We start from the raw sequence: 16,686 nt of genomic DNA, 5'->3' as shown, positions 1-16,686 counted from the left end.
GGATGATGCTCCAGTCGACGGCCACGGACAGCACGGTGAAGACGGCCGCGACGGCCTCGACGGCCTTGCCGGCCTCGGTCGAGATCGCTGCGGGCAGCGGGCGGGGCGTCGGCCACGCGCAGCAGCGCTCCGACGAGTGCGGTGACCGTGATCGTGACCACGGTCACCTTCAGGGCCAGGTGCGCATCGGCGTGCACGAGCGTCAGGATCGCGATCGGCACCAGGATCAGGAGGATCGACAGCAGCACCAGGAGGCCGCCCCGCCGAGAGAGCTCGGTTGATCGATCCGCAGCCACGTGCGCAGAGGCGCACGCCGGTCGACGGTCGGAGCAGGGTGGATGGCACGGTACTCTCCGGTGGCGGGTGCCGCGCGGGAGGCGGGCCCCTCAGTCTCGGGAGCGGCGAGGGGCGCACGGTGCCCGCTAGCGGACACGTCCGCAACAGGACGTCGGAGCCGCCGGGAGCACGCCCGGGCGCCGTTCGCGACGACTCCGCACGCGAGAGCCCGCGGCGGCCGCGCCCGCGGACTGCCTGGGAGGCCCCGCGTGCCCTCCCGTCTGAGGGACCCCTCAGATACGGTCGGAGGACCGGGCTGCGGAGCCCTTCCCCGAGTGCTCCGCCGTCTCGGCCGGACGCCGCCGGACCGGCGCGGAGATCGACTCCGCCCGCCTCGCCCCGTCTGCCCCGTCCGGGCACCGCGGAGCGACGTCCGCCCGACGCCCCCGCACGAGTGAGAGGTCACCCCGATGACTGGCTTCCCCGCCCCTGCCGTCCCCCCACGGCCCGTCCCGCGCCGCCGCCCACCAGGGCCGGTCGTGACGGCGGTGTCCACCCGCGCCCGTCTCGGCGAGCGAGGCCCGCTCCGTCGTCGATGAGGCCTGCCTTCGCGCCGACCGTGCTGCTCGACGCCCGCATCGCGGAGCTGTGGTCGGCGATGTCCGACCCGGAGTCCGCCCGGCGGCTGCTGGTGCGCTCCCGCGCCGAGGTCGACCAGGCGCGCGCTCTGCTCGCCGCTGCCGCCGAGGAGCAGTGGTGGTCGGATCTGACCGCGAGCCGCCTCGCCGACGCCCTGCGCCGCCGCCCGGATCTGGGCCGAGGGCGACCCGGCCACGGCCGAGCTCGAGCGGGTCTTCGGCTCGCGGCTGCGGAGCGTGCTCGGCATCGACCTCGCGGCGATCCCGCGCCGCGGCCGCCCGCACCGCTCCGACTCGGGATCCGCGGACGCGTCTCCGCCTCTGCCTCGCGGGTGCCGGGATCGCGGCCCTGCTCACGTCGTGCACGGCGGCCGAGCCGGCGCCGCCCTCGCTCGTCCTCGGCGCAGGGGCGCCGTAGGCACCGCTGTGCCGACCGATCCCGTGACCGTCGCCGCAGGACTCGACGCGCCCTCGGTCGATCGTGTTCCTGCGCGGCACTCCGCTCGTCAGCGAGCGCGACAGCGGCCGGATCCTCGAGCTCGCCTCCGGCGGAGGGACGCGGTCGATCGGCACCGTCGACGGAGTGGTCGCCCGCGGCGAGAGCGGACTGCTCGGTCCCGGCGGTCGACGACCGCGACCGCCTCTACGCGTACTCCACCGGCTCCGACGGCAACCGCATCCAGCGCTTCGACGTCTTCGGCGAGGCGGGCCTGCTCGCCCTGGGCGAGCCGGAGGCGATCCTCGACGGGCTTCCTGCAGCGAGCAACCACGACGGCGGCGGATCGCCTCGGCCCCGACGGGCTGCTCTACGCGACGGTCGGCGACGCGGGACGCACCGAGCGGGCGCAGGACCTGGACTCGCTCGGCGGCAGATCTCCGCATGACCGCCGACGGGCAGTGCCCGACGACAACCCCTACCCCGACTCGCTCGTCTACAGCTCCGGGCACCGCAATCCGCAGGGGCTCGCCTGGGCCGAGCGACGGCACGCTCTTCGCGACCGAGTTCGGTCAGGACACCTGGGACGAGCTCAACGTCATCCGCGCCGGCGAGGACTACGGCTGGCCGACGGTCGAGGGCGTCGCGGGCGACGACCGCTTCGTCGACCCGGTGCAGCAGTGGAACCCGACGAGGCCAGCCCGAGCGGCCTGGCGGAGGTCGACGGCACGCTGTACCTCGCGAACCTGCGCGGGCAGGTGCTGCGCGCGGTCCCGGTCGCGGATCCGACGACGTGGAGCGACCACGCGGTGGGGGAGCACGACGCCTGCGCGACGTGGCCGAGGCGCCCGACGGCCGCCGTGGGTCGCGACGAGCAACACCGACGGCCGCGGCGATCCGGGGCCGGACGACGACCGCATCCTGGGCTTCACGCTCGCGGCTGAGCGCGGCGGCGTCGGGCCGGGTGTGGAGCGGGGATTCGGATACCGCCGCTGCGCGGCCTACTCGATCAGCGGAAGGGGGCGGGCGTGCTGCTTGCTTGTCCGGTCGGCGGACGAGTCTCGGCTGGTCGAGCAGCCGCGCATCGGCGTATCGAGACCGACCCGGTCCCGAGCGTCACGCCGACGGGCCTCACCCCAGCCCCGCGAGCAGTCGGCCTCCTCGCCGTGCGTGAGACCGGACCGGCGCGGCCGATCGACTCCCCGCGCCAGCTCGTCCTGCAGCACTCGCTCGATCGTCTCGGCGAGCGGCCGAGGAGCGAGGTCGGCGACACCGGCTGCGCGAACGCCGCATCCGACGACGGAGCCACAGCGGCAGCGATCGCGGCCCCGCCCAGTAGCGGACGCCCTGCTCCAGCAGTTGATCGTCGGACGCCTCCACGAGTTCGCCGTCGAACCCGGTCGCGCGCCGCACCGCGGCGAGGAACTCGGAGAAGGCGCTGCTCGGCGACCGCGTTCGCGACTCCTGCGTCCCTGGATCGCCGACGCGACGATCCACTCCGCCAGATCGGTCACGTCGACGACCTGCACCCGGCGTCCGGCGCCCTGGGCACGAGCACCCGCCCGCCCTGCGCCAGTCGCGCCGGCCAGTAGCCGAAACGGTCGCTGGGGTCCCGGTCCTGCGAGGAGACCCGGGCGGACGGTCAGGAGCCGCTCGGCGAGGCGGGCGCTCGAGCCCGCTCGGCGAGCACCTTCGCGTGGCCGTAGTCGTTGGGGTCGGCGGGAGGACGAGCCGCGCGGTCTCGTCGGCACCCGGCTCGTCGTTCCGCTCGTAGACCGACACGGAGGAGACGAGCGTCCAGTGCGCGGCGCGCTCCGCGAGCGTCGAGCGCGCCGGCGACGAGCGGCGGAGCAGTGGCCAGCTCGACGACCGCGTCCCAGTACACCGTCGAGCGCGTCGTACGCGCCCGGCTCGGTGCGATCGGCCTCGACGAGCCGCGCGCCGTCGGGCACCGTTCCGGAGGCGCCGCGCGCCAGGCAGACGACCTCCAGACCGCGCCGCACCGCGGCCTCCGCGATCCCGCGCCCCAGCCACCCCGTCCCGCCCAGCACCAGAATCCGTGTCACGGACCCAGCGAAGCGGCCGCGGCGGCCGCCCGGAACCCGTGTTCGCTCCGAGGCCGGCGATCCGTCACGAACGGCTGCGGATGCGGGATCCGGCGGCCGTCCGCGACGGATCGGCGGCGCTACTTCCCGGTCGGGCCGTAGAACGAGCTGATCTCGTCGAGCTCCATCTCGGCGGTCGACTGGATGAGCTTCAGCAGCTCGGGGTCCAGGCCCGGCGAGAACTCCTCGAAGCGCTCCGGAGCGATGACCGAGGGCACTCCCTCCGGAGCCTGCTCCTTCGACTCGAGGGTCGTGCCGTCGTTCGAAGGCGAGGCGCCGCGGAAGATCTTCCCCGCCTCCGACGCGCCCTCCAGGTCGAACGTGTACTGCTCGCTCTGCAGCCCCAGGTCGATGAGCTTCTTGACCTCGGGGAACCTCTCGGCGTTCGTCTTCGGGATCGGCAGGGTCTTCTTCCAGTCGATGCCGAGCGTCTCGAGCGCCTTGGCGTAGCCGTTCTCGTGCGCCCTGGTCGCGCACGATCAGGTAGGCGATCGTCGACCGCGCCGTCTTGTTGTCGGTCATCTCGTAGATGCGGCACTTCTGCAGGCGCCCGGTCGATTCGAGCATGAGGTTGTAGAGCAGGTCGAGCACGAGGTTGCCCGAGTTGTACACGTAGCTGCCGCTCCACGGGTTGCCGACCGCATCCACCGGCATCGCGCCCTGCGCTCCGACGAGGTAGTGGTGGATGTTGCCCGTGTCGAGGGCGATGTTCAGCGGAGTCGCTCCGCCGGCCCCCGGGGTGTCGAGCGGATCCGCGGGCTTCCCGTTGCTAGCGCGGGGAGCCGTCGAGCAGGCGCGAGATGGTGGTGCCGATGAGCTCGACGTGGCTGATCTCCTCCAGGCCGATGCCCTGGATGAGGTCGCGGTACGGCTTCGCGTCGGCGCCGCGGAAGTTCATCGCCTGGAAGAGGTACTGCATCATGGTGCGCATCTGCCGAACTGCCCGCCGAGCCCCTCCTGCAGCGCGTTCGCGGCGGCGGGATCCGGCTCGTCCTGCTCGATGTCGTTGATGAGTCGCTGCACGCGGAAGAACATCATTGCCTCCGAGAGGATCGGGTGTCCCTCAGAGTCCGTCGTGCTCCTCGAGCGCCGCGCCCCCTTGCCCGCCGGGGGATGGAGAGACACTGCCCCGGATCCGCCGCCCTCTGACGGCGGCGCCCGCACCCGGGACGCTCAGCGCGGACCGCGAGCGGCCCCGGTCCGAGCCCCGGAAGGCCTCCCATGCGCATGCTCACCGCCGGTCTGTTCTCGTCCGTCGACGCGCAGTCGCCGAACCTGTTCCAGTTCGACAGCTTCGACGCCGAGCTGGGAGCGCTGATGGGCGGGATGATCGACGAGGTCGACACCGCCGTGCTGGGCCGGGCCGGCTTCGAGGAGTGGTCGCAGTACCAGCCGGCGGCGCCTCGCCGACGATCCGTTCGCCGCCTTCGTCAACCCGATCGAGAAGTTCGTGGCGTCGACGACCCTCTCCGGGGACCTCGGCTGGAACGCCACCCTCATCGAGGGGGACGCCGTGGAGTTCCTCCGCCGCCTGAAGCAGACGGAGGGCGGCCGGATCTCGGTGTTCTCGAGCATCTCGCGCTCACCCGGCAGCTGCTCTTCGCGGGGGTTCTTCGGTCGAGCTGACCCTGATGGTCCACCCGGTGATCGCGGGGGCCGGACGCCATGGCTGTTCGAGCCGAGCGATCCGGACGCGTCTCGAGCTGCGCGATCTCGTCGATCACGAGCGCCGGCAACGCGGTGCTGACCTACGCACTGCGGGGCTGAGGGCGGTGGGACGGGGCCGCGGCCGGCGCCGGTCGGGGCGCAGCGGCGGATCGGACCTCGAGCGAGGCCTCGCTTCTGCAGCCGGGCCCTCTTCGCACCGCGAGCTGGGTGCGGTGCAGCTCCTCGTACCGCCCGCCCGCGGCCAGCAGCTCCTCGTGCGTGCCGCGCTCCACGATCGCGCCGCCCTCCACCACCAGGATCTGGTCCGCGCCGCGGATGGTGGAGAGGCGGTGCGCGATCACCATCGCCGTCCGTCCCTCGAGCGCCTGCTGGAAGCTGCCGCCTGCACGGCGGCCTCCGACGTCGAGTCGAGGCCGCCGCCGTCGCCTCGAGGATGACGACGCGCGGCTGCGGCGCAGGAGCCGCGCGATGGTCAGGCGCTGGCGCTCGCCGCCGGAGAGACGGTGGCCGCGGCTCTCCCACCACGGTGTCCAGCTGGTCCGGCAGGGAGCGCAGGGAGCGGCCCGAGCTTCGGCAAGGCGCGGCGGACCGCGTCCCACACCTCGTCGAGGGACGCCTCCGGCCTGGCCAGGCGCAGGTTCGAGAGGATCGTCTCGTGGAACAGGTGGCCGTCCTGCGTCACCATGCCCAGCGTGTGCCGCATCGAGTCGTGACGTGTCGCGGACGTCCGCCCCGGCGAGTCGCACGGCGCCGCCGTCGACGTCGTACAGGCGCGAGAGCAGCTGCGCGATCGTGGACTTCCCCGCGCCGGACGTGCCGACGAGGGCGACGGTCTGCCCCTGCTCGCTCCTGAAGGAGACGCCGTGCAGCACCTCCTCCCGCACCGCGGGTGTCGAGCGTGGAGACCTCCTCGAGGGAGGCGAGGGACACCTTGTCCGCCGACGGGTAGGCGAAGCGGACGTCGTCGAACTCGACGGACACGTGGCCTTCCGGGACGGTGACGGCGTCGGGCTTCTCCTGGATGAGCGGTTCGAGGTCGAGCACCTCGAAGACGCGCTCGAAGCTGACGACCGCGCTCGTCGATCTCGACCCGAGCGTTCGCCAGGCTGGTCAGCGGCAGGGCGTAGAGGCGCGTGAGCAGCAGCGCCAGGGTGACCACCTCACCGGTGTCCAGGCTCCCGCCGAGCGCGAGGACGCCGCCGCGCCCGTACACGATGCGCGAGGGCGAGGGCCGAGACGAGCATCAGCGCGGTGACGAAGACGAACTGCAGCATCGCCGTCCGGACCCCGATGTCGCGGACGCGGGCGGCGCGGACGTGGCGGAACTCCTCCGGCTCTTCCTCGTCGGGACGGCCGAACAGCTTGACGAGCGTGGCCTCCGGGCGCCGAGAGAACCGCTCCGCTCATCTGGGTGCTCATGGCGGAGTTGCGGTCGGCGGCCTCGCGGCGGAGCGCGGCGAGGCGGCCGCCCACGCGGCGCGCGGGCACCAGGAAGACGGGGAGCATGATCACGGCGAGGACCGTGACGAGCCAGGACGTGCTGGAGCATGACGATCAGGGCAAGGATGAGCGCCACGAGGTTCGTGACCACGCCGGACAGCGTGCCGCTGAACGCCTGCTGCGCGCCGATCACGCCGCTGTTGAGGCGGCTCGACGAGGGCGCCCGTGCGGCGCGGGTGAAGGCAACGCGATCGGCATCTTCTGCACGTGGTCGAAGACGGCGGTGCGGAGGTTGACCACGCCCCGCGCCGATCCGCGCCGAGTACCAGCGCGTCACGAGCGACACGGCGGCATCGGCCACGGCCACGAGGGCGATGACGACGGCGAGACGGATGATCGTGGCGACCTCGCCCCGGGCGACGATGACGCCGACCACCTGGCCGGCGAGTCCGGCGTCGCGACCGCGAGGAAGGCCCCGCGATCGAGGGCGATGAAGACCAGCAGCTTGGGGCGATAGGGCACCGCGAGCGCTTCAGTGATCCGGCGCATCTGACTCCCGCGAGATGCCGTGCGCGCCGTCCCTCACGGTGGGAGATCTTGTAGAGCGAGCTCCAGGCCACGCCTTCCATGCTCATCTGCGGTTCCTTCCGTCGGCCCCGGCCCCCAACTTAGGGGGTGCGTGCGGTGGTTTTCCTGCGGCGGGGCCGGGTCCCCGCGGTGTAGGCGGGGCGAGCCCTCCTCCAGAAGGTGCGACGGCTCGCGCTTCCCCGCAACTTGTGGCGCAGTGCGAAGTGCGTGAGTGCGGAGTGCGGGAGGCGGAGGCGGAGTGCGGAGGGCGGCGAGGCGCTGCGGCTCTCCCGCACCGCGCAGCGGCGAGCGCTGCTTCAGTCTCCCGCACCGGGACGGACTTCGGATGATGGGGCGATGTTCATCCCGACCCCGAGCCGGCCGGTCCCGAGGCGCTCGACGAGTTCGTCGCCCGCGCCGGCTCCGCCTATGCGCGCGAGCGCAATCACGACCTCGGGCCGTCCCGGCAGAACGTCTCCGGGCTCTCCCCGTACCTCCGCCACCACCGGCTCGTGACCGAGAAGGAGGTCGTCGCGGCGGTCCTCGGGCGTCACCTCGGCTGACCGCGGCGGAGAAGTTCGCGCAGGAGGTGTTCTCGGCGCACCTACCGGGAAGGGCTGGCTCGAGCAGAACCCGGAGGTGTGGCGCCGCTACCGCCGCGAGGTGGACGACCTCGCCGCGGGGGACCCTCCGTCGGGGTACCGCGACGCGATCGGCGGGCGCGAGCGGATCGACGCGATGGACGCCTGGGTGCGCGAGCCCGTCGACACCGGCTACCTGCACAACCACACGCGGCATGTGGTTCGCGAGCATCTGGATCTTCGCCTTCGAGCCGCCCTGGCAGCTCGGCGCCGACTTCTTCTACCGGCACCTGCTCGACGGCGACGCCGCGTCCAACACCCTGGTCCTGGCGGTGGGTCGCCGGTCTGCAGACCCCGGGGAAGACGTACCCGGCCACCGCGTCGAACATCGCCCGGTACACCGAGGGGCGCTTCCTCGGAGGGCCTCGCCGCCCGGCCCCCGCGCTCGCCGAGGAGCCCTTCCTGCCCCGCGAGCAGATCGACCCGGACGACGTGGTCGGGACCGTCGGCGCCCGTCCCGGCCTCCTGCTGCACGAGGAGGACCTTCGAGGCGGAGAGCCTCCTCGCCGAGCAGCTCCGGTCTGGCGGAGCGGCTCGCGGCGGTCGCCGCCGCCGCCGACGCGGGTGGGCGATCGCCTCTCGCGGTGTCGGACGCCGTGGACGCCTTCACCGCGGCGGCGCTCGCCGACGCCGCGGAGCGCGCGCACGACGGGAGCGGTCGAGGCAGCGCGTGCTGGCGACGCGTCGCCCGCCGGGGTCCCTCGACTGGGCGGGCCTGGAGCGGCTCGACACCGTGGTGGCGTACGCGCCGATCGGTCCCGTCCGCGAGCGCCCGAGCGCTCCGCCCGCCCTCGCGGAGGAGGGAGTCGCGCTCGCCTGGGCCGTGCGCCGTCGCTGGGACGGCACGGCGGCCGTCGGCGTCGCTGCGCGGGTTCTTCGCCTTCCGCAAGAGGATCCCGGTGCTCGTGCGCGGCCTGGACGAGCCCCCGGACGCGGGGTCCGTCTGTTCTGAGGTCGTCTGTTCCGAGTCCGTCTCTCCCGAGTCCGCCTGCTCCGAACCCGTCCGGCCTGCGCCTCCGATGGCTCTCGCCCCGGATCCGTCGCGCACGGCCGATCGACCCCGGCGCGAACGGCTCTCGAACCGGGACGAGGCGACCGGGAGGGACGGGATCGGCGTACACGGATCGGCGCCTCTGCGGCAGGTCGGCCGCGTCACCCGCGCCCACTCCGCGCGCTACTCGCCCGTCCTCAGCCCCGCACGGCGGTCTCCCACGAAGCTCCGACCCGAGCATCGCGTCGGTCGCGTCGTTCGATCAGCACCCCGCCCTGCTCCGGCGCGACGCGCTGCGCGATCACGGTGCCGGCGGGCCGTGCCCTGCACCGACGCCGCGAAGAGGAGCGGGAACTGCGTCGGCGAGCCCTCGATCGCCTCGACGGATCGTCGGTGAGGGCGTCGTCGAGCACCTGGAAGCAGCCGGAGCGAGGCGTCGCGCACCGGACCCGCAGGTGCGCCGAGGCGGAACATGCCGAGCTCCATCAGCGCGGTGCGCTCGACCGCGAAGGCGACGTGGGCGCGGCCGACGCGGCGGAACTGCTCCGGGAACGCGCCGGGCGATTCGACGGCCGCGTGCACCGCCTCCGTCAGCCGCTCGAAGCCGCGCACCGCGAGGGCGCCGGCGCAGCGCCTGCTGGTCGACGCGTCCAGCGGCTCCGCGGGCGCCGTGGCTGACGCCGGCCCGACGGGCGACGGCCGAAGCGACAGCGCATCGACGCCGTCGGTGCGCAGCAGGGCCTCGGCCTGCTCGAGCAGCTCCGCGCGGAGGTTGCCGTGGTGGAAGGGCGGGGTCACCCGACGATCGTACTGCTAGGCATTGACTAGATCAGACAGTGCCTAGTCTCGCCACTATGACCTCCTCGCTCCCCGACCAGTCCGGCCGCACGTTCCTCGTCACCGGCGCCACCAGCGGCATCGGCCTCGCCACCGCCCGCGCCCTGACAGCGGCCGGTGCGCGCGTCGTCCTCGCGGTCCGCGACGAGTGGCGAAGCGCGGCGGGTCGCCGAGGCGATCTCGGGCGACACGCTCGTGCGCCGCCTCGACCTCGCCGACCTCGCGTCGATCCGCCGCTTCGCCGCCGAGTGGAGCGGGCCGATCGACGTGCTGATCAACAACGCCGGCGTCTCGACCGCTCAGCGCGAGACGACCGCGGACGGCTTCGAGCGGCAGTTCGGCACCAACCACCTCGGCCCCTTCGCGCCGACGAACCTGCTCCTGCCGCACCTCCGGGTCGTCTCGCTCGCCTCGCAGGCCGAGCGGATGGGACGGATCGACCTCGACGACCTGAACGCGGAGCGCACCCATTACCGCGAGTCGCGCGTACGCCGCCTCGAAGCTGGCCGACCTGCTCTTCACGGCCGAGCCGCAGCGGAGGCTCGCGGCGGCCGGATCGCCGGTCCTCGCGGTCGCCGCGCATCCCGGCTTCGTCGCCACGGGGATGACAGGAGGCGCGACCGGGATCGCCGGCCGGCTCACCGCGTGCTCGCGCAGAGCCCGGAGAGGGCGCGCTGCCGGTGCTGCTCGCGGCGACCGGGGACGTGCTCCGGGCGCCTTCACCGGTCCGGAGCGGTTCCTGCACATGCGCGGAGGGGCGGAGCTGATCGGCCGCTCGAGGCGCTGCGCGACGAGACGCTCGCCGCTCGCCTCTGGGACGCGTCGGAGCGGCTGACCGGAGTCGGGTTCCCGCTCTGAGCGGGCCGGGGTCCGCTGGACGCGGTCTCGCGTGCTCCAGGTCTCAGCCTCGGCGCGGCCGGAGTCCTCGACGAGCCGCACCTTCACGGTGACCGCGAGCGGACCCGTCACGCCCGGCTCTTCCGCGAGGATCCCGCGCAGCAGCTCGCCGACCGACCGCAGCGTCCCGGGGACGGGCAGTGCGGCCGACGCGGCGATGTGCGCGCTGACGGTGGTGAACCCCTCCGACCGGTCGATGTCGACGAGCACGTCGGGCCGCCGGAGCGCCAGCCGCACGGCGAGGGCGTCGGCGGCCGCCTCGAGGATCGGCTGCGCCGGATACACCTCGACGACGCCCTCCGCCTCGCGGATCGCCGCCGTCAGGCGCTGCGACAGTGCGGTGTCGTCGGTCACGGTCGGTCCTCCCTGGGGTAGACGTCGTCGACGGTCACGTCGATCGTCCGTCACGACGAGCTCGGTGTGGCGCTCGAGGGCGTAGCGGATGCGGTCGCGGAGCCGATCGGCCGCCTCGTCGACCGCCGAACTGAGGGCGCAGGTCACGTCGACCCGGATCGGCGCGCCGGGCGTCGCGACGTCGCCGTCGAGGGTGCGCACCGCCCCATGATGACGCCGCCCATCGTGTCGCCGGCCTCGGCGGATCAGCGCCGCGCACCGCCGCCTCGGTGAGCGCCAGGCGCAGCCCGGGGTCGGGGTGGCGGATGCGGCACGTCGCGGCCGGAGCGCACCTCGGAGCGGATCGCGTCGAGCAGTCCCGCGATCCAGACGTCGTCGCGGTCGGGCTCGCGGTCGGCCCGGCTGCGCAGGGCGCTGGCCGACAGCTCGGTCAGCCGGGTGAGGTTCGCCAGAGCGAGGCGGCAGGCGGCGGAGTTCTCGATCGAGGGATCCAGGGCGTGCGTCCGCGGTCGAGGTACTCGCCGAGCTCGTCCAGCGTGTGGCCGTCGAGGTCGTCGTCGGGCACGGCGTCGTCGAGGTTCATCGCCATGCCTCCAGTTCGTGGAGCAGGAATCGTCGAGCCCGGAGAGGAGGCCGCGGACCGTCGAGACGGGGAGGTCGAGAGCGTCGGCGATCTCCTGGTAGCTGTAGCCGGCGGTCTCGCGGAGTAGCCAACAGCGTCGCTGATCGGCGGGCAATCGGTCCAGTGCCTCCAGACGGCGTCCAGCTGGAGGCGGGCCTCGACGATGCGCTCGGGGGAGTGCTCGGCGGGAGCGGGCGGGTCCCAGTCGTCGATGTCGTCGTGGCGGCGGCGGACCCGGATCCGGTCGATCGCCTTGTGGGTCACGATGCGCATCAGCCAGTTGCGGATGTGCGCGGGGCTGTCGAGATCGGCCAGACGGCGCCACCCGGTGAGGAACGCCTCCTGCACCACGTCGTCGGATTCGATGTCCGAGCCCAGGAGCTTGGCGGCGTAGACGCGCATCAGTGCGCCGTGCCGGCGGGCGAGCTGCTCGAACGCCGCGACGTCGCCGTCGACGGCCCGGGCGGCGAGGACGGCGTCGAGGCGTGCAGGAGGGGTCGTCGTCGATGATCGCCTCCTGCCGTCGTGAGCGCGGTGGCGTCGCCCCGGCACGCCCGCGGGTCGTTCCGCCACCCTCCCGGAATGTCTACTGCAGGCGCGGCGGCCCTCGCCGATCAGGATGGCCGCCCGGCGATCCCCGGCTCCGCCTCTCGCTGTGGAGGGACTTCTCAGGGGCCGGAAACGTGACGAAACGACCCCGAACACGTCTCCAAGAGCAGCCGACGCGCACGCGACCCCGACCGGGGCCGGGCCGTCGGGCGAACGACACAGCGAGGTCCCTCCATGCGGCATCACACCCTCTTCGGCCGGCCCGGGCGGCCGTCATGAGCGGGTCGACGTTCACGACGGGCAGTCCGTTCGGCTCCTCCTCCGATGCGACGGGAGGCGCCGAGCGGCGCTTCGAGGTGACGGGCGTCGATCCCGATGCGGCTTCGGCCGTCTACGCCGACGCCTACGGCGGTGGCCGGTTCCGCGTCGCTCCGAGGGCGGGCGGGTTCTCCTTCCGCTACGCGTTCCGGGCAGCGAGCGCGTCACGCTCGCGCACCTCCGACTGCGCGGGGGCGCTGACGGGCGAGGTGCCGCACCTGCGCGAGTACGTCGTCGGCTGGTTCCGCGCGGGCGGCGGAGTGCTCGACCTGCGCCTCACGCGGACCGGGGCGGCATCGGCGCCGTTCCTGTTCCCCGCCGAGCGCCACTTCGCCCTCGACTTCCTGCCGCACCGGCAGAACCTGATCCACTTCGCCCCGGGCTTCCTCGAGGACGTGCGACGGAGTCGCACGCCGGCCCGCGCCAGCCCGTCTCCTTCGACCACGAGGCCGACCCCGATCCCGGTGTGCTGCTGCTGGCGCACCGCGGTGTCCGAGGCGCCTCGGCGCTCGCCGCCGCGGCGACCGCTCCGCTCGTGCGCTTCACCGCCGAGCTGAATCTCGCCCGGGCGCTGCTGGCGCTCTTCCCGTGGCGCGCGCGGGACGTGCCTCGAGATCCTCCGCCGCCCGTCCGCCCGCGGACCCGGTGGCCCTGGACTTCCTGCAGCACCACGCCCGCGACCCGATCACCCCGGCCGACGCCGCCCGCGCCGCCGGCCTGCACACCCGCACCCTGCAGCAGGCCACGCAGCGGCACCTCCGAGTCTCGCCGTCGATCTACCTGCGCGACGTGCGCCTGGACCGCGCGCACGCCGACCTCGTGGCCGGCGACCCCCTGCTCGACGACCGTCGCCGCGGTGGCGCGCGAGTGGGGCTTCGGCAACTGGGCGCGCTTCGCGAGCACCTACCAGGCGCGCTTCGGTGAGAGCCGAGCCTCACGCTCCGGAGCTGAGGCCGCTTCACACGGAACAGGGCGGCCGTCGGCCGCGGGCCCCGATCCGCGGACGGCGAGGGGCCTCAAGGAGGATCGCCGTCCTGCAAATGCCGCTGCCGCCCCGTCCGCCTCGGTGGCGCGGCGGCAGGGGTGGCGGGGCGCGGCGATCAGGCCGTCTGCGTGAGCAGGCGCCCTCGCGGAAGCGGCGCACGCCCTCCGCGCCCTCGACGACCGCGGCGGTGAGCTCCTCGACCGACGTGTCCTCGCGGCGCACGCCGAGGATCTTGCGGCCGTGGTTCATCACGATACGCCGGTCGCAGACCTGGTAGGCGTGGTGGAGGTCGTAGGTCGTCGAGGATCGAGCCGACCCCTCCGTCTTGAGCTGGCGCAGGTAGTTCAGCAGCGCCTCCGTCGCCCGCACCGCCAGGGCCGAGGTGGGCTCGTCGAGGATCAGCAGGCCGTGCTTGAAGTGCACGGCCCGGGCGATCGCGACGGCCTGCGCCTCGACCGCCCGAGAGCGAGCACCAGCTGGCGCGAGCTCTTGATGCCCTCGATGGTGACGACCGTGTCGAGGATCTCGGTCGCGATCGCGTCCATCTCCTTCATCTTCATGAAGCCGAGGCGGTTGGTGATCTCGCGTCCCATGAAGATGTTGCGGCTGATCGACATGGTCGGCACCAGGGCCGAGTCCTGGGTGTAGATCGTCTCGACTCCGAGCGACCACGCCGACCGTAGATCGACCTTGGGCTGCAGCACCCCGTCCCAGGAGTAGCCGCCGGAGGTCATCGGGACGACCCCCGACAGGATCTTCACGGCGTGGACTTGCCGGGCGCCGCTGTCGCCGGTGAGCAGGCCCACGACCTCGCTCTGGCGTCGATGTCGAACGAGACGTCGTTCAGCACGGTGTTCTGCTCCGTACTTGCTCGTGATGCCCTCGACGCGATAGAGCGGGGTCCTCGAGGTGGCCCGCTCGGCGCGGCCTCGGTGAGGATCCCGGCGGTGGAGGTGTCGGCCGCGACGCTCTTCCCTTCCATGAGCTTGTTGAACACGGCGTTGTCGACGATCACGAGGAGCCCGACGAAGAGCTGCACGTAGAAGCCGGGGGCCTTCGCGAGGATGAGCCCGTTCTGGATGAGCCGGATGAGCGCGGCGCCGACGATCATGCCGGCGATGGAGCCGCGTCCGCCGTTCAACGAGCAGCCGCCGACGACCGCGCCGGCGATGGCCAGCAGTGCGTAGTCCTGGGTGGTGCCGGGCTGCATGGCGCTCGTGCGGACCGAGATGAGGATCGCGGCGATGCCGACCATGGTGTCCGGCAGCGCGCAGCGCCAGCAGCTTCACCTTGACCGGGTTGATCGAGATGGCCTTCCGCCGCGGCCAGCCGCTGCCGCCGACCGCGAAGAGGTGGTTGCCCACCTTGTGGCGGTGCAGGAACACCCAGGCGACGACCTCGATGGACGATCATCCAGATCAGCCGCGACCGGAAGAAGCCGAAGTCGCCGGCGAACAGGGCCTTCAGGCCCTCGTCCGAGGACAGCACGCTCGGGGCGGTGCCGTTGACGAAGTAGCTGGCGCCGAGCCAGAAGAAGCCGAGGCCGAGTGGTGGCGATGAAGGAGGGGATCTTCGCCGCGATCACGACGGCTCCGTTGATCAGCGCGATGCCGACGGCCGCTCCGGATGCCGACGAGGGCGCCGACGGGCCAGCCCGCCGACTCCGTGACCCGGATGAAGACGATGGCCGAGAATCTCGATGTTGGCGCCGAGCGACAGGTCGAACTCGCCGAGTGATCATCAGGATGCCGGCGCCGATCGAGAGGATCGCGTAGACGGGGATCGACTGCGAGATCACGCCCGAGAGGTTGCTCTCGGAGAGGAACGGGAACGCGGCTGGAAGATCAGGCTCGTGATCGAGAAGGCGACGAAGACGACGGCGGTGATGATGCCGATCCGGAGAGCGCCGCGGCCGCGGGTGTAGCGGAGGTTCTCGCGGAACCGGTCGCCGCGCATTTGCCACATGCCGTCGGACAGGCGTCGTCCGGCTGCGGCTGCGGATGCCCTGGGTCGCGAGCGGAGCGACGAGGACGGTCTTGAGGTGGGAGGTCTGACGGAGGAGGACACGGGGCTCTCGGCTTTCTCGGGCGCGATCGGTGCGGGGAGGGTGCCGCCGCGGAGGGCCTCTGCGGCGGCACGGGCATCAGTAGCGGATGCCCTGGAGGTCCTTCGCCTCGAGCAGGTCGACGTTGTCCTTCGTGATCAGGCCCAGTCCGCCGGAGTTGATGTTGGCGGGGAGGCCGAAGTCGAGGTTCAGCACGCCCTGCATCGCCGACTGGAAGCCCTGCACGTAGCCCTGCTGGTCGGCGGTCGGCGAGGTGCCGTCGATGACCTGGGTCGACGTGTCGAAGCCGATGGTCGGGATTCGAGTTCGCGGCGTCCTCGGCCGCGACAGCGTTGCGGTGCGGGGTGCCGCCCAGCGGGACCACGGCCTTCGCGTCGGGGTGGGCGGTGAGCCAGGAGGTCATCGCGTCGAGCGCGTCGGCGTCGGTGCCGGTGGTGCGGAGGTATTGCCCTGCACGTCGATGCCGGTGGCGTCGATGGCGTCCTGGACGATCTCCGCCGCGCTGGATCGCGTAGTTCTGGTCGGGCTCCTCGGCGGCGAAGAGCAACTGGTCGCCGTCCTCGAGGCCGACCTGCTCGATCAGGGCCTCGCCCACGATCGTGCCGACCTCGCGGAAGTCCTGGCCCACGAATCCGGTGACGCAGTCGCCCGCGGATCTCCGGCGCAGCACGTTGTACGCGATGACCGTGATGCCTGCATCGTGTGCGTCGCAGGCGACCTGCACCCACTTCTCGCCCTCAGCGAACGGCATGAGGATCAGCGATACGGTCGCGATGGCGGTGTTGACGAGGTCGACCATCTTGTCGGGGTCGCCGTCGGCGGTCTGCGAGGTCGAGCTCTTCGAGCTCGGCGGCGTCGGTCGCGCCTTCTTCGATCTGCGCCCAGAAGACGTCGCTGGCCGGGTTGTAGTAGGTGAAGAAGTAGGCGTTGCGGCCCTTGGCGCGGCTGCCGAGTCCGTCGGCGACCGCCCGGGCGGTGTCCGTCGAGGCCGCCCTCGCCGCCGGTGCGGTGAGGAGGAGGGCGGCGGAGTGGTGAGCGCGAGTGCGCCGGTGATCCTCGCGTCGTGTTCGAGAGCTTCACTTCGTCGTGTCCTTCTGGCTCGCCGCGCGGATCGCCCGCTCGGCGGCGGCGTCATCGCCGGGGCTCGTTGCTCCTCGCACTGCCTTGCGTCAATAGAATGTTCGGACATCGCTCCAAAGAGGATGAAGCGACTCGACCGGTGCCCGAGGACAGGTCGGGGGCGGCCGGTCCCTCGGAGGAGGCGCTCCGGCTGTCGGGAGCGAGCGGCCCGCCGGCG

At 72.7% G+C, this 16,686-nt stretch carries 17 protein-coding genes and 5 pseudogenes; 11 read left to right on the top strand and 11 right to left on the bottom strand.

Annotated features, from left to right (window positions below):
* The first annotated feature begins 2 nt into the window (after positions 1 to 2).
* From AC0CII_RS14405 to AC0CII_RS14395, 3 genes and pseudogenes are all read left to right on the top strand, one after another.
* A complete protein-coding gene (locus AC0CII_RS14405; RefSeq protein WP_465229833.1) occupies positions 3 to 281 on the top strand; it encodes a hypothetical protein in 279 nt (92 codons plus the stop codon).
* A 590-nt stretch (positions 282 to 871) separates the two neighbouring features.
* A complete protein-coding gene (locus AC0CII_RS14400) occupies positions 872 to 1,798 on the top strand; it encodes a hypothetical protein (protein WP_465231113.1) in 927 nt (308 codons plus the stop codon).
* Positions 1,716 to 3,567, top strand: a pseudogene (locus AC0CII_RS14395) (PQQ-dependent sugar dehydrogenase). The gene AC0CII_RS14400 and the pseudogene AC0CII_RS14395 overlap by 83 nt, the downstream one beginning before the upstream one ends.
* Here the strand turns inward: AC0CII_RS14395 and AC0CII_RS14390 are convergent.
* A pseudogene (locus AC0CII_RS14390) lies at positions 3,536 to 4,490 on the bottom strand (manganese catalase family protein). The pseudogenes AC0CII_RS14395 and AC0CII_RS14390 overlap by 32 nt on opposite strands.
* Before the next feature lie 186 nt (positions 4,491 to 4,676).
* On the opposite strand from AC0CII_RS14390, the gene AC0CII_RS14385 reads away from it, so the two are divergent.
* Positions 4,677 to 5,081, top strand: a complete 405-nt coding sequence (locus tag AC0CII_RS14385; protein WP_465229832.1) for a hypothetical protein — start codon at positions 4,677 to 4,679, stop codon at positions 5,079 to 5,081.
* Positions 5,082 to 5,320: 239 nt separating this feature from the next.
* On the opposite strand, the pseudogene AC0CII_RS14380 reads toward AC0CII_RS14385, so the two are convergent.
* Positions 5,321 to 7,198 (bottom strand): annotated as a pseudogene (locus tag AC0CII_RS14380) (ABC transporter ATP-binding protein); the annotation flags it as partial.
* 249 nt (positions 7,199 to 7,447) lie between these two features.
* Positions 7,448 to 7,684, bottom strand: a complete 237-nt coding sequence (locus AC0CII_RS14375) for a hypothetical protein (RefSeq protein WP_465229831.1) — start codon at positions 7,682 to 7,684, stop codon at positions 7,448 to 7,450.
* Positions 7,685 to 7,769: 85 nt separating this feature from the next.
* Between AC0CII_RS14375 and AC0CII_RS14370 the strand changes: the two genes are divergently transcribed.
* A complete protein-coding gene (locus AC0CII_RS14370) occupies positions 7,770 to 8,723 on the top strand; it encodes a hypothetical protein (RefSeq protein WP_465229830.1) in 954 nt (317 codons plus the stop codon).
* A 222-nt stretch (positions 8,724 to 8,945) separates the two neighbouring features.
* Here the strand turns inward: AC0CII_RS14370 and AC0CII_RS14365 are convergent, their stop codons facing one another.
* The gene (locus tag AC0CII_RS14365) at positions 8,946 to 9,560 is read right to left on the bottom strand and encodes a hypothetical protein (RefSeq protein ID WP_465229829.1); all 615 of its coding nucleotides are present in this window, start codon (positions 9,558 to 9,560) and stop codon (positions 8,946 to 8,948) included.
* A gap of 56 nt (positions 9,561 to 9,616) precedes the next feature.
* On the opposite strand from AC0CII_RS14365, the pseudogene AC0CII_RS14360 reads away from it, so the two are divergent.
* From AC0CII_RS14360 to AC0CII_RS14345, 4 genes and pseudogenes are all read left to right on the top strand, one after another.
* A pseudogene (locus AC0CII_RS14360) lies at positions 9,617 to 9,703 on the top strand (hypothetical protein); the annotation flags it as partial.
* Between the two features lie 13 nt (positions 9,704 to 9,716).
* Positions 9,717 to 10,457 carry an SDR family NAD(P)-dependent oxidoreductase gene (locus tag AC0CII_RS14355; RefSeq protein ID WP_465229827.1) on the top strand — a complete coding sequence of 247 codons (741 nt, stop codon included), beginning with the start codon at positions 9,717 to 9,719 and terminating at the stop codon, positions 10,455 to 10,457.
* Positions 10,458 to 10,488: 31 nt separating this feature from the next.
* Complete coding sequence (locus AC0CII_RS14350; RefSeq protein ID WP_465229826.1) at positions 10,489 to 10,935, top strand: hypothetical protein; 447 nt, start codon at positions 10,489 to 10,491, stop codon at positions 10,933 to 10,935.
* Complete coding sequence (locus AC0CII_RS14345; RefSeq protein ID WP_465229825.1) at positions 10,917 to 11,123, top strand: hypothetical protein; 207 nt, start codon at positions 10,917 to 10,919, stop codon at positions 11,121 to 11,123. Before AC0CII_RS14350 ends, AC0CII_RS14345 begins: the two co-directional genes overlap by 19 nt.
* On the opposite strand, the gene AC0CII_RS14340 is transcribed toward AC0CII_RS14345, so the two are convergent.
* Together AC0CII_RS14340 and AC0CII_RS14335 are read right to left on the bottom strand one after the other, a co-directional pair.
* The gene (locus AC0CII_RS14340) at positions 11,096 to 11,797 is read right to left on the bottom strand and encodes an RNA polymerase sigma factor (RefSeq protein ID WP_465230927.1); all 702 of its coding nucleotides are present in this window, start codon (positions 11,795 to 11,797) and stop codon (positions 11,096 to 11,098) included. The two genes, AC0CII_RS14345 and AC0CII_RS14340, sit on opposite strands and share 28 nt — an antisense overlap.
* Positions 11,755 to 11,874 (bottom strand): annotated as a pseudogene (locus AC0CII_RS14335) (sigma factor); the annotation flags it as partial. The pseudogene AC0CII_RS14335 and the gene AC0CII_RS14340, both read right to left, overlap by 43 nt.
* Positions 11,875 to 12,296: 422 nt before the next feature.
* On the opposite strand from AC0CII_RS14335, the gene AC0CII_RS14330 reads away from it, so the two are divergent.
* Positions 12,297 to 12,896: a hypothetical protein gene (locus AC0CII_RS14330; RefSeq protein ID WP_465229824.1), complete on the top strand. Its 600-nt coding sequence runs from the start codon at positions 12,297 to 12,299 to the stop codon at positions 12,894 to 12,896.
* Between the two features lie 88 nt (positions 12,897 to 12,984).
* A complete protein-coding gene (locus AC0CII_RS14325; RefSeq protein WP_465229823.1) occupies positions 12,985 to 13,263 on the top strand; it encodes a helix-turn-helix transcriptional regulator in 279 nt (92 codons plus the stop codon).
* Positions 13,264 to 13,297: 34 nt separating this feature from the next.
* On the opposite strand, the gene AC0CII_RS14320 is transcribed toward AC0CII_RS14325, so the two are convergent.
* From AC0CII_RS14320 to AC0CII_RS14300, 5 genes are read right to left on the bottom strand one after another with little or no spacing between them, the layout of a single operon-like run.
* A complete protein-coding gene (locus tag AC0CII_RS14320; protein ID WP_465229822.1) occupies positions 13,298 to 13,747 on the bottom strand; it encodes a P-loop NTPase family protein in 450 nt (149 codons plus the stop codon).
* Positions 13,723 to 14,130, bottom strand: coding sequence for a hypothetical protein (locus AC0CII_RS14315; RefSeq protein ID WP_465229821.1), 408 nt, complete (start codon positions 14,128 to 14,130; stop codon positions 13,723 to 13,725). Before AC0CII_RS14315 ends, AC0CII_RS14320 begins: the two co-directional genes overlap by 25 nt.
* Positions 14,082 to 14,579, bottom strand: coding sequence for an ABC transporter permease (locus AC0CII_RS14310; protein WP_465229820.1), 498 nt, complete (start codon positions 14,577 to 14,579; stop codon positions 14,082 to 14,084). The genes AC0CII_RS14315 and AC0CII_RS14310 overlap by 49 nt, the downstream gene beginning before the upstream one ends.
* A gap of 30 nt (positions 14,580 to 14,609) precedes the next feature.
* The gene (locus AC0CII_RS14305) at positions 14,610 to 15,122 is read right to left on the bottom strand and encodes a hypothetical protein (protein ID WP_465229819.1); all 513 of its coding nucleotides are present in this window, start codon (positions 15,120 to 15,122) and stop codon (positions 14,610 to 14,612) included.
* A gap of 46 nt (positions 15,123 to 15,168) precedes the next feature.
* Positions 15,169 to 16,524, bottom strand: a complete 1,356-nt coding sequence (locus AC0CII_RS14300; RefSeq protein ID WP_465229818.1) for a substrate-binding domain-containing protein — start codon at positions 16,522 to 16,524, stop codon at positions 15,169 to 15,171.
* Positions 16,525 to 16,686 lie beyond the last annotated feature (162 nt).

Source organism: Rathayibacter sp. AC182 (assembly GCF_979253875.1).
This window is presented reverse-complemented; position numbering and strand designations above follow the sequence as displayed.

What these genes read in the sequence shown, in the direction of transcription:
- AC0CII_RS14330 (WP_465229824.1), top strand. Translation starts at nt 12,297, where the DNA reads ATGAGCGGGTCGACGTTCACGACGGGCAGTCCGTTCGGCTCCTCCTCC.
- AC0CII_RS14300 (WP_465229818.1), bottom strand. Translation starts at nt 16,524, where the DNA reads ATGACGCCGCCGCCGAGCGGGCGATCCGCGCGGCGAGCCAGAAGGACA.
- AC0CII_RS14385 (WP_465229832.1), top strand. Translation starts at nt 4,677, where the DNA reads ATGCGCATGCTCACCGCCGGTCTGTTCTCGTCCGTCGACGCGCAGTCG.
- AC0CII_RS14310 (WP_465229820.1), bottom strand. Translation starts at nt 14,579, where the DNA reads ATGGTCGGCATCGCCGCGATCCTCATCTCGGTCCGCACGAGCGCCATG.
- AC0CII_RS14405 (WP_465229833.1), top strand. Translation starts at nt 3, where the DNA reads ATGATGCTCCAGTCGACGGCCACGGACAGCACGGTGAAGACGGCCGCG.
- AC0CII_RS14400 (WP_465231113.1), top strand. Translation starts at nt 872, where the DNA reads ATGAGGCCTGCCTTCGCGCCGACCGTGCTGCTCGACGCCCGCATCGCG.